The 15,568-nt window shown below is 59.1% G+C and carries 12 protein-coding genes and 3 pseudogenes; 6 read left to right on the top strand and 9 right to left on the bottom strand.

Features of this window, described 5'->3' with window-relative positions:
* Positions 1 to 45 precede the first annotated feature (45 nt).
* Entirely contained in the window at positions 46 to 972 is a 927-nt protein-coding gene (locus tag LJ655_RS22600) for a LysR family transcriptional regulator (protein ID WP_230563444.1), read from the bottom strand.
* Positions 973 to 1,271: 299 nt separating this feature from the next.
* Here LJ655_RS22600 and LJ655_RS22605 point away from each other — a divergent pair, with 299 nt between their 5' ends.
* From LJ655_RS22605 to LJ655_RS22615, 3 genes are all read left to right on the top strand, one after another.
* A complete protein-coding gene (locus LJ655_RS22605; RefSeq protein WP_230563445.1) occupies positions 1,272 to 1,736 on the top strand; it encodes a RidA family protein in 465 nt (154 codons plus the stop codon).
* Positions 1,737 to 1,969: 233 nt separating this feature from the next.
* Positions 1,970 to 2,680, top strand: coding sequence for an SDR family NAD(P)-dependent oxidoreductase (locus LJ655_RS22610; RefSeq protein ID WP_230563446.1), 711 nt, complete (start codon positions 1,970 to 1,972; stop codon positions 2,678 to 2,680).
* 172 nt (positions 2,681 to 2,852) lie between these two features.
* Entirely contained in the window at positions 2,853 to 3,872 is a 1,020-nt protein-coding gene (locus LJ655_RS22615) for a LysR family transcriptional regulator (protein ID WP_230563479.1), read from the top strand.
* Between the two features lie 133 nt (positions 3,873 to 4,005).
* Here the strand turns inward: LJ655_RS22615 and LJ655_RS22620 are convergent, their stop codons facing one another.
* The 5 genes and pseudogenes from LJ655_RS22620 to LJ655_RS22640 all read right to left on the bottom strand — a co-directional run bounded on the left by LJ655_RS22620 (position 4,006) and on the right by LJ655_RS22640 (position 8,679).
* Positions 4,006 to 4,560: a flavodoxin family protein gene (locus LJ655_RS22620; RefSeq protein ID WP_230563447.1), complete on the bottom strand. Its 555-nt coding sequence runs from the start codon at positions 4,558 to 4,560 to the stop codon at positions 4,006 to 4,008.
* A 14-nt stretch (positions 4,561 to 4,574) separates the two neighbouring features.
* The gene (locus LJ655_RS22625) at positions 4,575 to 4,943 is read right to left on the bottom strand and encodes a nuclear transport factor 2 family protein (RefSeq protein WP_230563448.1); all 369 of its coding nucleotides are present in this window, start codon (positions 4,941 to 4,943) and stop codon (positions 4,575 to 4,577) included.
* Between the two features lie 220 nt (positions 4,944 to 5,163).
* Positions 5,164 to 5,487: pseudogene (locus tag LJ655_RS22630) on the bottom strand (pyridoxamine 5'-phosphate oxidase family protein); the annotation flags it as partial.
* A 71-nt stretch (positions 5,488 to 5,558) separates the two neighbouring features.
* On the bottom strand, positions 5,559 to 5,807 hold the full coding sequence (locus LJ655_RS22635; RefSeq protein WP_230563449.1) for a hypothetical protein: 249 nt from the start codon (positions 5,805 to 5,807) through the stop codon (positions 5,559 to 5,561).
* A gap of 46 nt (positions 5,808 to 5,853) precedes the next feature.
* Positions 5,854 to 8,679 (bottom strand): PAS domain-containing protein, encoded by a 2,826-nt coding sequence (locus LJ655_RS22640; protein WP_230563450.1) that lies wholly within the window; start codon positions 8,677 to 8,679, stop codon positions 5,854 to 5,856.
* A gap of 609 nt (positions 8,680 to 9,288) precedes the next feature.
* Here LJ655_RS22640 and LJ655_RS22645 point away from each other — a divergent pair.
* A pseudogene (locus LJ655_RS22645) lies at positions 9,289 to 9,778 on the top strand (transposase); the annotation flags it as partial.
* A 339-nt stretch (positions 9,779 to 10,117) separates the two neighbouring features.
* On the opposite strand, the gene LJ655_RS22650 reads toward LJ655_RS22645, so the two are convergent.
* A complete protein-coding gene (locus tag LJ655_RS22650; RefSeq protein ID WP_230563451.1) occupies positions 10,118 to 10,507 on the bottom strand; it encodes a BON domain-containing protein in 390 nt (129 codons plus the stop codon).
* A gap of 451 nt (positions 10,508 to 10,958) precedes the next feature.
* Between LJ655_RS22650 and LJ655_RS22655 the strand changes: the two genes are divergently transcribed.
* The gene (locus tag LJ655_RS22655; RefSeq protein WP_230563452.1) at positions 10,959 to 12,257 is read left to right on the top strand and encodes an MFS transporter; all 1,299 of its coding nucleotides are present in this window, start codon (positions 10,959 to 10,961) and stop codon (positions 12,255 to 12,257) included.
* A 14-nt stretch (positions 12,258 to 12,271) separates the two neighbouring features.
* Complete coding sequence (locus LJ655_RS22660) at positions 12,272 to 13,177, top strand: oxidoreductase (RefSeq protein WP_230563453.1); 906 nt, start codon at positions 12,272 to 12,274, stop codon at positions 13,175 to 13,177.
* Positions 13,178 to 13,434: 257 nt separating this feature from the next.
* Here the strand turns inward: LJ655_RS22660 and LJ655_RS22665 are convergent.
* Together LJ655_RS22665 and LJ655_RS22670 are read right to left on the bottom strand one after the other, a co-directional pair.
* Positions 13,435 to 14,068: pseudogene (locus LJ655_RS22665) on the bottom strand (IS5 family transposase); the annotation flags it as partial.
* 232 nt (positions 14,069 to 14,300) lie between these two features.
* Complete coding sequence (locus LJ655_RS22670; protein ID WP_230563454.1) at positions 14,301 to 15,275, bottom strand: LysR family transcriptional regulator; 975 nt, start codon at positions 15,273 to 15,275, stop codon at positions 14,301 to 14,303.
* Between the last annotated feature and the right edge of the window lie 293 nt (positions 15,276 to 15,568).

The following is a 15,568-nucleotide window of genomic DNA, read 5'->3' on the forward strand; positions in this document are numbered from 1 at the left end:
GGCGAGAATGCACGGCGCGCGAAAGCCAATCTTCCGAAAACCGGATCAATCGTAATCCGTAATGCGTTGCAATCGGGTGAAGTGCTCGCGCAGACGCGGCGTGGCGAAATCGACGAACGCGCGCACCTTCGGCACGGAAAGACGACCTTGCGGCGTCAACAGATGAATGGGCAAAGGCGAACGCTCGTTGTCGCGCAGAACGATCTTGAGCGCACCCGACTTCACGTATTCAGCGACGTGATAGGAGAAGACGCGGGTGAGCCCGTGTCCGGCCAGCGCTGACGCCACGGCACTCCGGATCGTATTGACGATCAAACGGGGTTCGAACTGCACCACCTGCGGAACGGCCGCCCGGTTGTCGGAACGGAAACTCCACGAATCCAGCCCGAAATGGGTCATGGAAATGATCCTGTGCTGGGCGAGATCGGCCGGATCATGAATGGGCGGATGCGCGGCCAGGTAATCCGGCGATGCGACCACCACGCGCCGCACTTCACCGATCGGTACGGCCACTAGCGTCGAATCGGGGAGATGGGCGAAACGCAGCGCTATGTCGATGCCCTCGTCGATCAGGCTCACTGGGCGATCAAGCAATTGAAGGCGGATCGACACGTGAGGATGACGGTCGACAAATTCATCGAGCAACGGGCGCAGTGCGTCTTCACCCGCAGCTACCGGCGCGGACACGGTGAGAAGGCCGCGCGGTGCGGATTGCTCATCGGCCACCAGCATGTCGGCTGCTTCGAGGTCGGCGAGGATGCGCCGGCAGGCCTGCGCATAGCGCTCGCCCGCCTCGCTCAGCTTGAGCGTGCGCGTGGTGCGGTACAAAAGCGGCGTGCCGGTGTGCGCCTCGAGAAACGCGATGGCCCGGCTCACCGCCGCCGGCGAGCGTCCAAGTTTTCGGCCCGCGCCCGCGAGGCTGTTTTCGTCCAGTGCGGCGATGAACACTTTCATCGCGTCGATCCGATCCATTGGCCCTCCTATTGATTAAAACGGATGGCGGGTCCTCGTACCAAGCCAGTCCTCGATTGCAAATGCGCAACAGAGGCCGCTCTGACTCGCCCTTTGTTTGTCACAGCGAGCGTGGCGACTGACGCGAATTGTGTATTGAGCTTCGCTGCATCTCGCTGAATGGCTGTCGACATTAGTTACCTCGCGTTTTAAATCATTTGCGTCGATGTCAATTATCGTCAGTTTGACTGCGGCTATAGTTCGACCATGGTTTTATTGGCAGTCATGTCGCGTCACAAGGCTTACACAGGAAAAAGATCGTGTCCGTCGAACGAAAGTTGGCCGAACTCGGCCTTACGCTCCCCGAAGCACCTCGCCCGTTGGGCAGTTACACCGCGGTCAGTGAAGCGGGCAATTTGCTGTTCATCTCCGGTCAGGTGCCGATCGCAAACGGCAAGATCGTGTATACCGGCCGCGTTGGCAAGGAACTGACGATCGACGAGGGCAAGCGTGCGGCGGAGCTAGCCGCACTCAATGTGCTCGCGCAGATTTCCCGGCACCTCGGCGGTTTTGAACGGCTGCATCACATCGTCCGACTTGAAGGACATGTGAGTTCCGTTGACGGCTTTCATAACCAGCCGGCCGTCCTCGACGGGGCCTCGAATCTTTTATCAGCAGTGCTCGGCGAAAAGGCCGGCCATGCGCGCACGGCGTTCTCGCATAACCAGTTGCCCGGCAACGCGGCTGTCATTGTAGCCGTCATAGCAGAGATTCCGCCCGGCTAAAGGTTCGTCAAACGCACCGGCACCCGGGTCACCGCATCCGCTTGCGACAACGGTCCGCAATTTTCGGCTCGGTTTCAGCTGAATCACCACAAGCCGGGCGATTTGTTCCTTCTGTTCACTACAGTTAGTCCACGCCATGTGTTCGAAATGCCCGGCGACATCGCTATAGTCGGTTCATCGGAAACTGAATTTCCGACGCTTCTCAACACATGACAGGACAACCGGATAACATCATGAGCAATACGCAAAAAGTCGTCGTCGTCACGGGCGCATCGCAAGGCATCGGCGCCGAAATCGTCAAGTCGTTTCGGGCGCTTGGACATCGTGTCGTTGCCACGTCCCGCTCGATCAAGACGTCGAATGATTCCAACCTCGTCGCCGTCGCCGGTGACATCGCATCGCGCGAGACCGCCGAGCGCGTGATTGCAACGGCCATCGAGCGCTTCGGCCGTGTCGATACGCTCGTCAACAACGCGGGCATCTTTATCGCGAAGCCGTTTACGCAATACACCGCCGAGGATTACGCAACCGCTACCGCTGTGAACCTTGCAGGCTTTTACCACGTCACCCAACTCGCGATCGCGCAGATGGAGAAACAAGGCAGCGGCCACGTGGTCACGATCACCACGAGCCTCGTCGATCAGGCCAACAGTAACGTGCCGTCCGTGTTGGCCTCCCTGACCAAGGGCGGTCTGAACGCAGCCACGAAGTCCCTCGCGATCGAGTACGCAAAGCGTGGTATTCGTGTCAACGCCGTTTCCCCCGGCATCATCAAGTCGCCGATGCACCGAGAGGAAACGCACACGGCGCTCGGTGCCCTGCATCCGATTGGACATATGGGAGAAATGAGCGACGTAGCGAACGCGGTGTTGTTCCTGGATGGCGCACCGTTCGTGACCGGCGAAATCTTGCACGTGGACGGCGGCCAGAGCGCGGGCCACTGAGCCGGGCGGCACCGTATTGCACGGTGCCGCGCACCACCTCGACCCCGAACTGATCGCACAAGAGCATGAGGCCGGCACGAGCATCACACGTCATTCGATCGGGCGGAGATTACGCACATCCGGTGCGGCGGACCAGCGGCCACAACCAGCGCATATCAATCAGGCTGCGGAAATGAAAAACGGGACGACTGTGACGGCCCGGGCGGACGGAGTAAAGCAACGGCACCGGCAATTCGACAACCTGCTGCTCGGCAGCATCGAGCTTTTCTGCCTGGCCGCCGAGGCAGGCAGCTTCACTGCGGCGGCCCATATCGCCGGCGTGACGCCCGCAGCGGTCAGTCGCTCGATCTCGCGTCTGGAAAAACGTCTGGGTGTGCGGCTATTCGTGCGTTCCACGCGCAATGTCCGCCTGAGCGAAGGCGGTCGAGTCTATTTCGATGAATGCCGCACCGCACTCAACCAGCTTATCGATGCAGAACGAAAGGTTGCCGGCGAGCAGGAGCAGCCATCGGGAACCATCCGCGTCAGTGTGTCGACGACCTACGGGCACTACCGGTTGCTGCCGCTGCTCCCGGTTTTTCGCGCGGCATACCCGAAGATTCAGGTCAATTTGCACGTCAGCAACCGCAATATAGATTTCCACGAAGAGAACTTCGACGTAGCGATCCGCTTTCGCGCCCAGTCCGATTCGATGATGATATCGAGGCATCTGGAGGATGCGGCACTGGTCGTCATCGCGAGCCCCGATTATTTACGGCGCGCGGGATTACCGCGGACCCTCGCGGACCTTGCCCTGCACGACTGCATCCAGTTCGATTTGCCGAGCAGCGGAAGACCGATTCCTTGGCTATTCAACGAGGCTGGCCAGCCGAAGGAAATATTTTCGACCGGCAACTATCACTGCGCGGATGACATTCTCGCCGGAGTCACGCTGGCAAAGGCTGGCGCGGGACTGTTTCAGACCTATCAGTTCATCGTTGAAAAGGACCTGGCTGAGGGCAAGCTAGTCGAGGTGCTTCATGCGTTTGGAGGACGCTCGCGCCCGGTGAGCCTGATCTATCCGCACAGCCGCCTGTTGCCGTCACGCGTGCGCGCGTTCGTCGATTTCCTCACGAAGGAGGCTCGCCCGATACGGACGCCAACCACGAAAGCCAGCCGTGAACGACGCAAGGGTGTACCAACGAGCAAGTGACGGGATCCGGCGTTCGCTCTCTCCAACCGGTGGTCCCTATCGCCCCGATAGCGGGCCCGTTCAAGTCAACTGCCCGCGCGACAGCCGCAATTCAGGAAATTCCCGGGGACGCCGGGAATTTCCCGATCGTTCATTAAGCGATGCGCCCTGCGGCAGCGGCCACTCGTTCGCCAAACAGCTTCGCCGTGTCGAGGTCGCCTTGCGGTACTTCGTCCGCGCTGGCATCGGACGGGGATGCCGTCGCAAGGCCTGCGAATGAAGACAGATAGTTGATGTCGTTTCGCTTTGCCACCTTCGAATTACTCGGCATCAAGCCCGTCCCAACCCACAGCATCCCGTGCTGCTGCGCGAGGGTGAACAGCGTATAAAGCGTGGTCTGCTTATCGCCATTCACCGACGCCGAATTCGTGAACGCCGCGCCGAGCTTGTTCTTCCATCCTTGGCTCGCCCACACTTTGGACGACTGATCGGCGAACTTCTTGAACTGCCAACTCACATTTCCCATATAGGTCGGGCTCCCGAACACGATGGCACGGGCCTTGTCCAGGGCTTCCCAACCGCCTTCTGGCAGATTGCCTTCGCCATCGATAGGCAGCAGCTGCCCGCCGCTTCCGTCGGCAACCGCTTGCGCGACTTTTTGAGTATGGCCATAACCACTGTGATAAACGATGACAATGTTCGAGCTCATTTGCAAATCTCCTCTCATACTGCGGGGTTGTGGGTAAAAGTCTTATTGACGATCTTCCAGCCGTCGGCACGTTGGGCGAACGTCAAATACAGGTAGTAGTCGAAGCCCAGCATCGGAGAATGCAGGCGAACATTGGCGATCGGACCTAGCACATCGACGGCCAGGGTTCGCATTCGATACGGTTCGCCCAAAGACGCTGGGCTTTGCCGCTTACCCACTCCATTAATGTAGTCGGCAGCCGTCTTGTGATACGGCTCGCCGGAAACCACACCGTACACCTGGGCCGATGAATCGAATAGCGATGTGAGCAATTCCACATTGCCGTGATAGACACCCTGAAAGTACCGGTCGGTCAGACTGAGAATCTCGTCGTATTGGGACATTCCGTTCTCCTTGCTCTACGGACTCGCTGGATAGCACTCTAAAGAGGCTCCCAGGACAGATAAAGGGCATTCGGATTACATGAGTTCATACACGGTGAAACAAGTGCGATGCTTTCTGCAGATGCACGCACAATTTCAGAGATCGAGCATGAGGGCTTTCGTGAGGTCTGTCGCATCCGTATCTGGATGGGCGATGCAAATCAGCGCGCGCATCGCGATGCCACGTTCCGTCGAGCGGATCGCCTGTCAACGCAGTGCCAGCGATCCGCAGCGTTTTGGCTTCCGGCGAACACACGAATCCTGGCCGCCCGACTCGCACAGTGGCCCACGGCTGCCCTGTTCCATCGACCCCGCCAACGATCATCAACGGCAGCTGCGCATAGAACTCCCTGTGCCGGTCCGGCATGTAATTCCGAACGCTGCGGCGACCGGATGCGTCTGCTGCGTCCTGAAAGCCCGCTCGCAACTGAGCGGCAAGCTCGCCAGCATGGAAGGGCGACTCCGGAAATGGCCAACCCGGCGAAGAAGAAGTCTGCTCGATCATTTGCCTGTTCGCGTTTGCGAATGCCGTGGACGAAGGTTTGCGGTGGGCCCGCTCAGGTGCGGTACCGGTGTTTATTTTCCGGAATCTTTAGCGTGTTTGTAGCCGGGAATCAGGCAACTCAGTTTTTCCGCGGCGGCGGCAAGCTGCCGGAAACCGACGCAGATCGTGGCACGCGAAAGATCAGTCCTCGCAACCGGCAACGTCGATGGATTGCCGCACCGCACGTTCTGTGCGAACGAGTGTGAAGCGTGGGGGCCGATCGCGACCACAGTCGCGACCAGATCGCCGGAACCCGCCGGTTCTTTGGCATGGTGCGCCACTGTTTCTACTGCTTTTGGCGCGTGGGAATGGGGCCGGGCGACCCAGCTACCCGCTTGTGGCGAATCTCTCTGGCGTACCGGGAATCCAGAACGAAAAGGTTGCTCCCGGACCGTCGTCGTTCGCCCTTGCCCATAACCGACCTCCGTGACCCTCGATAATGGACCGGCTGATAGCGAGGCCAACTCCCATGCCGTTGGTCTTGGTGGTGAAAAAAGCGTGGAAAAGCTTTTCGACCGTACGCTCGTCGACACCGATACCCGAATCCCGCACCGACAGCGTGACACCTCCGTCGTCCGCGGGTTGGGTCTGCAGCCGAAGTGTCCTCGGCCGATCATCGACTTCGGCCATTGCATCCGCCGCATTCAGCAGCAAATTCACGACCACCTGCTGCAACTGGACGCGATCTCCGCGGACGATGGGCACATTCCCGTCCAGATCGGTTTGGACAGCCACGCGTGCACGACGAAGCTCGTTGGACGACCATGCGATTACGTCACGGGCGACGTCGTTGAGGTCGACGGGCTCAACCGTCGGCGCTCTCCTCGCAAATAGCTCGCGCAAGCGTTTGATCACTTCTGTCGCCCGGTTAGTGTCCCGGATCGTACGCCGTGCGGTCATCACGGCTCCGGCGAGATCGGGCGGTTCCGCGGCGAGCATGCGCAGGCACGTATTCGCGTTAGTGAGAATGCCGGCCAGGGGCTGACTGACTTCATGGGCGATCGACGCCGTCAGTGCGCTGAATGCCGTGATTCGTGCCGCGTGAGCAAGCTCCGCCCGAGCCTGCGTCAGCGCCTCCTCGGCGACTTTGATCTCTGTTACGTCCTGAAGTGCGCCCAGAAACACTGGCCGATCCGCGATGTGCTCGAGCTTGTGAGCGACGATATGGACATGCCGCGTTTCGCCCGCTGGCGTGACGATGCGGAACAGAAGGTCAAAGTTACAGCCGTGCGGCGCGTCAGCAAACAATTTCTCGACCTCGGGCCGGTCGTCCGGATGGACTGCCGACGTGACGACCGAGGTAGTGACACTCGCGCCCAACTCATAACCGAAGACGCGGTAGATTTCTTCTGACCACTCGTGCCGGTCGGCCAAAACGTCCCACGTGAAGCAGCCCGTTTTGCCGAGGCGCTGGGCCTCGGACAGTTGGGCGAGCGTCTCTCGCAGCTCCTTGTCGCGCCGGTACAAAGCCTCGTCCGCGTGAGCGCGGTCTATTGCGATGCTCGCAATATAGGCGAGCCGATCGATGAGCCTGCGCTCCTCCGGCGTCGGGCTCACGGGTTCCCGTCGATAGACGGCAAAGATGCCGGATACGTCTCCCGATGCCGACATAGTCGGCGTCGACCAGCACGACGCGTAACCGTGGGTCTGCATCAGCGAAGGCCATACTGAATCTTTCCACCGCGGATCATTCGCGAGATCCGATGTGACTATCGGTGTCTTGTTCAACATCGCCAGCGAACATGGATCGAAGGCACCGTCGATCGTCATGCCGTTGAGGACCTGGTTGTATTCCATCGGCAGGCTCGGGCCGACCGCCGCGCCGAATCGCGCGCGGTCGGGTCCGACTATCAGGATGCTGCAAAAGCAGTCCGCGACGAGTGTTTCGACGAGGCGGCAGAGCGCGCCGAGAACTTCGAGCAGCGGCTCGCCGCGGGCGACCATTTCCAGCACCCGCACTTCGCCGGCTAGCAGCGCCTCGGCTTGTTTCAGATCTTCGATGTCGAGCGGCGTCCCGTACCACTTGACGACTTTCCCGCTCTCGTCGCGCTGGGAATTGTAGGGGAACACGAACCACCGATAAGTACCGTCAAACCGGCGTAGGCGCGCTGTCGCACCCCCGCCGCCAACACCGAGTTCCAGTGCTTCTCGCCATGCTTGAGCCATGCCCGCCACATCGTCTGGGTGGACCGCCGCGAGCCACCCGTGGCCCATTGCCTGTTCCGCGGTGAAGCCCGTGTACTCCAGCCAGCGCTTGTTGAGAAAGTCGGTCCACCCATCCGCGCGTGCCGACCATGCGAGGCAGGGAATCGTGTCGATGACCTCCCTTAACGCGCGCTCACTCGCACGCAGGGATTCCTCGGCGCGCTTGGTTTCCGTGACGTCCTGCACCGTACCTATGTAAATCGGCCGTCCATCAACGTAATCGACGACTCTCGCGAGGCAGTGCAGATACTTGAGGCCAGCCTTGGGTACCTCAATGCGAAAGGTAAAGTCACTCTCGTTGCCGTCGAGCGCGCGTCGTATCTCCCGGTCGTAGAAATCCAGATCGTCCGGATGCACTCGGTCGCGAATCAGTTTGACGCTTGGCCGTTCACACGGATCGATCTCGAGAATGCGGAAAAACTCGTCCGACCAAATGTTCTGGTCCAGACGGAGGTCCGAAGTAAAGGTTGCCGTTTTGCTGATGCGCTGCCCTTCGGAGAATTGTGCGAGGACGTCCGAGTAGCTCGCGGACACACACCATCGGAGCGCTCCCGTCCCCGCCTCCGTCGAGTCCGGCGCAACGCGCAGCGCGAACCACCGATACTGACCGTCGAAACGGCGCAGGCACGCCTGCATCTCGCCGGGCATGTCTGAACGCGTCACACGCGCCCAGCCCTCGAGGAACTCGTCGAGATGGTCCGGATGGATCGCCGCGCGCCAGCCATATCCCAAAGCCCGCTCAAATCCCTGGCCCGTATACTCACACCAGCGCCGGTTGACGAAGTCGCTAGTACCATCGGTATGGACGGCCCAGACGAGATCCGGAAGCGCATCCAGAATCCGTCTCAGCTCCATTGCCAGTCCGGCAGTTTCTCCGCCGCCGCCCGTCATCGCGCACCCGTCTCTCTGCGCGTCCACGATGCGGTCGAGGGCCGCAGGTGTGCGCATGCACTTGGGTACGATGCGCCAGCACCGTCGCAAACCGTCACGACGGGTCGGTCGCCTGAAGCGACGGCCATTGAGCGATTGATTGTTTTATCGGCCATATTCGAGTACGCCACGCATAGTCTCGTTCTTCATTGTTTTTGCCGAGCATCCGTCTCTGCGCGCACATCGCGATAGCGCTTATTCAGGAACTGCTTAACCAACCCTGACCAAAAGGACTCTTGCCTTTCATGTCCTGGAGGAGATCAGCCCCGCCGACCGCGCGATGAATCACAGTATCATGCAGAAATCATACGCGGGCTTATGCGTCGCAAATCGCGCCGATAAACCCAAATAATAAACGCAATTTCGCCCTTTGCGCATCCTTCAGAGCTCGGGACAACAAATAGACACTCTGGTCGGTTCGTCTAGCCGGTAGTCGCGTCGATCCGGCCTCGTTCGTCCGGTTCCATATCCAAACCGACTCCTCGAGAATGAAAGGGACTTCCCCGTCCCGAAGCTGCAGCGGAAGCCGCGATTCGGCATCAGTGTGCCAGGATGAAATTGCAGACGTTCATCGACACCAGCGAGAGGGAAAGTAGATCGAATGCGATAGTGACAATAGGCATGGATCGCATGTCTGGCAAGCACGGCAAGAACGACGCGACCGATGCTGCTGCGATCTGTGAAGCGGTGACGCGCCCGAGCATGCGTTTCGCGCCACTGAAGGACGAACATCCGCAGGCAACACTTGCATCAGCGACCTGCTTAAGCATGCCGGCCATATCGAGGATCGCCTGCTCGAACACGACCGTACGATCACCGAGATCGCACGTGAGGATGTGCGCAGCAAGAGGCTGATGCAGTTGCGCGGAATTCGCCCAACCACCGCCGGTGCGTTGCTTGCCAGTATCGGTGCCGGGCACTGCTTCAGTAACGGCCAACGGGTCGCAACGTGGATCCGAATTACGTTAGGCCAATATAGCAGCCGCGGTAAGGCGCGGCTGGGCAGCATCAGGAAGCGGGTGACGCCAATCTGCGCGGTTTGCTGGTCAATAGTGTCCGTGCTGTCATTGCAAATCTCGGCGAGGAGCAGGACCGCGTGAGCCTATGGGTCCGAACCGCGTGATCATATATAGACGCTCGTTTTTCACCGCCCGCGGTGATGTCAAGCGGGTTGGACCCGCGTGAGGCGTACCTGGCCGACACGGCGGTAAGACCCACTCTGGCCGGAGAAGGAGGACCCCGCGCGCGTTTTTCTTCACGGTCCGAGCCGTAGGCCCAATATGACCGGTCGTAGAACCGCCGCCCTTCGCGTACTCACATGCACCAGCGCGGCCTTCAGCGTATGTGACCAGCGAACGCGGATGTATCGGATGAAGAATAGTGCGCGGCACATCCCGTTGAACAAGTTGCCGTTCCGGGGCGTCCAATGCGTTCGGCCTTTGGCTTGGAGCCGAACTCAACCGCCCCCACCCGGATAACGGATCGACAGCGCGTTTTTCACCGAACTTACTCCCGAAACCGTTTTGGCCACTTCACTAGCGCGATCGATCTGGTCGGCCCCCGGCACACTACCTTGCAGCGTCACCGCACCGTCGACGGCGCGAACGGTGATGTTACTCGCTCCGATATGGCCATCGTGCACAAGCGCGACACGAACCTGATGCGCAAGCTTTCGGTTATCCGCACGCGCCGCGCGGTATCGCGCGTGCAACTCGTTGGTCTGCTGTTGTTTCGCTGCCGACCTCGCATTTTCTGGACCCGCGGTCTCTGCATACGCATTTAACGAAGCCACGGTGACCACTAGCATCGCGGCACCGGTCATTTTCAGTGCTTCTCGTCCATTCATTCTGCTTCTCCTTTTATCTACCTATTACCGGTATTCAAGATGGAGGACTAAAGATACAACGACAGTTACGAAACGCGCGCGCTTTCTATCACGACCTATTCTTACGTGAGAGACATCTAATAAGCATCTATGGAAGAAGCCGTACCGCGCTTTGCGCGATTTGCTCTTCCCCCACCCTGCCGACAACAAACTTTAGCTTCTTTCACGGCAGAAATTATGGTGCACGTAGGAAGTGTACGTTTCCCCCTGCCACATAAAGGACGTGTAATCCCCGCGACGCACCTCAATTGCCTTCGTAGAAAGTCAATTATTCCCGTGCGTTGGTTCTTACCGCGCCGATTGATCTTAGACTTCTCGGAAATGGCCATCGGTGTGCATGAAGATTTTTTTTAACAGTCGTCTGCACGTAGGCGCTCGCGGCCGGCGCTATGAGGTACCAGCGACAACCACAATGGAAAATACCGTCCACGCCGCCTCTCATGAGCGCAAGCACACGGCCGAAAAGCTCACGTATGCCGCACGCAACGCACAGTATTGGCAAAGAAATCTCGCGATTTGTGTATTCGGCTCATTTACGACGCTCGTCAGCCTCAGCATGTTGTTGCCGTACCTGCCCCTTTACGTGCAGCAACTCGGCGTGAGGACGACCGCCGCAATTGTGCAGTGGTCCGGTATCGCGTTCGGCGCGACGTTTTTGGGTACCGCAGTGACCGCGCCACTCTGGGGCCAGCTCGCTGACCGGTACGGGCGTAAGCCGATGCTGGTGCGAGCGGCAGTCGGCATGGCAGTGGTGATGTCGATGATAGGACTTGCCCACAACGTATATGAGCTCGTCGGTTTGCGATTCGCGGCTGGACTGATTGGCGGCTATGCGTCCGCGTCGATCGTTATGATCGGGACGCAAGCTCCCCCGGAGCGTTCAGGATGGGCGCTTGGCGTGCTATCGACCGGCGTGTTGTCGGGCAACCTGGTAGGGCCGCTTATCGGCGGAGCGCTGCCGAATCTTATTGGCATTCGAGGCACGTTTTTCGCTGGCGGAGCCATGATTGCAATCACTGCGATTTTGACGATCGTTTTGGTCCGCGAAGAGTTCAGTGCCCGACCAACAACGAAGATCCGCGAAGTGTCAGAAAGCCAATCTGCTTCCACTCCTGCAGGAAATGACTTGAAGCTTGCGGCACTGCTTGTCACTGCAATGATGGTGTTGCTCTCGAACATGTCGATCGAGCCGATCATCACGGTGTATATCGCACAGTTGGGCGTTGCGCGTGATCGCCTATCGACGGTCGCAGGTATCGTGATGGCCTCCTCGGCATTCGGAAGCATGCTAATGGCCTCAAGGCTGGGCGCACTTGCGGACCGCATCGGCGGCTGGAACGTAATCATCGGCTGCCTCGTGGCTACCGGCTGTGTGATGATTCCTCAGGCTTTCGTTGCGCAGTGGTGGCAGCTTGCGCTTCTTCGCGGCGTGATGGGAATGACTTTGGCCGGCCTGCTTCCATCGATCGCGAAACTCGTGCGCCAGGCAGTGCACGAACGCGAATCCGGCAAGATGCTGGGCTACCTCCAATCGTCTCAGTACGTGGGACAGGTGATTGGACCTCTAATCGGTGGCGCAATCGGCGTGCATCTGGGCTTGCGCTATGTGTTCTTCGGTACCGGCGCACTGCTAATAGGCTGTGCCCTGCTGGATTGGAGGGCAAAGGACAAACAGACTCCTTCGCAGCAAGTTAACGCATCGACCTCTTAACGTGGAGTGCCAGCATGAGAAACGGTAATCGGCTTTATCTGATCACGGGCGCCAGTGGTGGCCTTGGGCGGGCGTTTGCCGAGGCGGCCTTGTGTGCGGGAGAAAGAGTAGTCGGTACAGTACGCAGCGAAACGGACCGCGTCAGGTTCGAGTCGTTACACGCTACCGCAGCAAAAGCCGTGATTCTGGACGTGCGCAACTTCGATTCGATCGAGAGTGTGGTACGCCAGATCGAAGACGACCTTGGTCCGATTGACGTGTTGGTCAACAATGCCGGGTATGGTCACGAAGGTGTTCTCGAGGAGTCGCCACTTGACGAACTGATTCGCCAGTTCGAAGTCAACGTCTTCGGTGCGGTGGCTATGATCAAGGCCGTACTGCCGGGCATGCGCAGTCGACGCAGCGGACATATCATCAATATCACGTCGATGGCGGGCCACACGGGGCTTCCGGGCATTGCCTATTACTGCGGTAGTAAATTTGCGTTGGAAGGAATCAGCGATTCGTTGTCGAAGGAGGTACGTGCTCTCGGAATTCGTGTGACAGCGGTTGCACCGGGTTCCTTCCGCACGGAATGGGCGGGACGTTCGATGGTTCGCTCGGAACGCTCGATTGCAGACTACGATCCCATATTTGATCCTGTACGTCAGCGTCGGCAAGAGTATAGCGGCCACCAGGCGGGTGACCCGACCAAAGCTGCCCAGGCCATCCTCCGGATAGTCGATGCCCCCGAACCCCCGACACACCTATTGCTTGGAAGCGATGCGCGCCGCCTCGTAGAGGAGCACCGCAAGACGCTGGAACGCGAATTCGAAAAGTGGCAATCGGTGACTCGTTCGACCAGTTTCGAGCAGCAGCCACAGGCAACCGAACCGACGCTGACGGCGGATTGCAACTGTCGCGAACGAGCATCCAACTAGCCGCGGAACGGGATCCGCTTCGCGGATTGGTTTCCGGCGACGCCTGGCGGTTCGGTATCGTAGTGGATTGCATTCGGTGGCCAGGCAATCGTCGCCCTAAACGATTCGTCGGTAGCCGTCGTCTGCCTGGGTTTGCACGTCGAATCGGCACCGCAAGGAAGCCACGCCGCATCCATCATGATCACTGTCGTGCGCAACACGCTCACAGTGAAGCCGTACACCCGCGCATACGCTAGCGTAGTGATTTGGAAACGGTTTTAGAAAGACTGCTGAACGCGCTGAAGAGTGTTCCAGCAGATCAAGCAACAAGCGGGTTTGAGGAACGCTTCGTGAATGTCTGCGCGACTTTCGAAGCGAATACATAGACGGCGGGGAGGATGCAGCCCGGCCTGTGTACGCTCGACAACCCAACGGACTTTTCCAAGGCCACTGGCGTGCGGATGGCCACGCCGCGCGATGCTAGTGGGAATACTGCGCTCGTGAAGCGCGCGTCGGTATTTGTTGTGGTCGTAACGGCGGTCAGCGTAGACGCGCCCTGGACGGCTCACAGGCCGCCCGCGCCTGCCGCCGATCGGCACGATGGCCTCGATCAGCGGAACGAGTTGGGTGACGTGGTTACGATTGGCGCCGGTCCGGATTGCCGCAACGGGCATTCCGTTGGCGTCGGTGGCGAGGTGGTGCCTGGATCCGGGTCGCGCCCGATCGGTCGGTTCGGACCGGTTTTTCGCCCGCCCCAACTGCGCGAATCGAGGACGAATCCACGACCACGCGCGAGAAGTCGATCTTGTCCATCGTTTGCAACCTCGCCAGCAGCACCGCGTGCAATCGATCCCATACGCCGGCCTGTTGCCAATTGCGTAGCCTTCGCCAGCAGCTGACGCCGAAGCCGCATTTCGGCAGTCGCAAACCCAGATGGGTTGACTACGGTAAAGCGTTGAGGAAGGTCGCTGCTCATCGACCTCCCGTGCCGTACTGGCCCGGGCGCCAATCGGCAGCGGCAAAGTCCGGCCGCACAGATACTGTGCTGCATCACGGGTTAACAGCCCCTACGAACCCCTTTTTTGAAACCCTTCTAAGCGAAACCCCGAGCCGGATGAGCTCACTGTTTCCTCGCGAGCGCCCGTCACGCCGCCACCGGCAATTCAACGCGAGGCCAATTCTGGCTCGTACGCGCCACTGCCGTCCCGCAGGACTTGCCAGAGAACTCGGTTCGAAAGAAATCGATGCAAAAATCGACGAATACTCGCATGCGCAGCGGCAACATGTCTCGATATGGGTAGAAAAGAGATATTTCCATATCCCCTTCCAGTACTGAGCAATTCATCAAAATCTGAACCAATTCTCCGGTACGAATCGCATTTCGCATCGCCGCATCGGGCAACAAGGCGACGCCAGCGCCAGCGAGCGCCGCGGCGTGTACTACTGTTACTTCGCTAGCCAGCGTGGGACCGGTCGCTACCGTCACCGCCTTACCGTCTTCGAGTAACTCGATCGTACCCGACCCGGACTGCATCTGCTGCGGGAGCAAAAGCGGATGTTGCGACAGTTCATTGGCCCGCTCGGGCTTGCCGTGAAGCCGGAGATACTCTGGACTGGCGACAAAAACGTTGGACGTGGATGTCAAAGACCTACGAATCATGGTCGACAGCTCAACGCTGTCGGTTGGGAGAATGGCCAGGTCCACACTTCCATTCGACAGACCGATTGCTCGCTCCTCCACGGACACCGTTAAATTCACGTTAGGTGCTTTTGAACGATACTCCGACAGGAATTGTGCAAGCCAATCACTCGCGAGCGTCGGATGCACGGCAATCCGAATGGGACCGCCGTCTGCCTCCCGCTCACACCTGAGCCGATACGTCGCTTCCGTAAGTTCCGCCAATATCCGGGTACAAGTCTCGAAGTATGTTTCCGCTTCGTCGGTCAATGTGACCGACCTCGTCGTCCGGTGGAAAAGCCTGGTTTGGATTTCCGACTCCAGTTGCGAAATCGCTTTGGAAATAACGCCCGGCGTCACGCCAAGTACTTCTGATGCGCGCGTAAAGCTACGATGCCTCGCAGTTTCAATGAACGCTCGCAACATGTAAAGCTGGTCCATCGACGTTCTCCTGAGTACAAGTAAATCTGACTCACTGCTTGAGTTCAGGCGACTGTGGATCGAGTATCCAGACAATTTCCACTGAGCGGCCACGCCGCGATAACAACACTCGAAGTGGCCCATCATTGCTTGTATGAAATTACCGTCGAATTGTTCTTGTCGCTTCAAAATGACATATTCTCTAGACCAATGCGTTACGCCGATACGCTTTACACGCTTTCTGCCGTGCGTGCGGATCATTCGCCGAACGTCGTTCAAGACAGCATCTGCACGCACCTCAAGAATCGCACCGC

Source organism: Paraburkholderia translucens, from assembly GCF_020881035.1.
In the GTDB taxonomy this organism is placed as follows: domain Bacteria; phylum Pseudomonadota; class Gammaproteobacteria; order Burkholderiales; family Burkholderiaceae; genus Paraburkholderia; species Paraburkholderia translucens.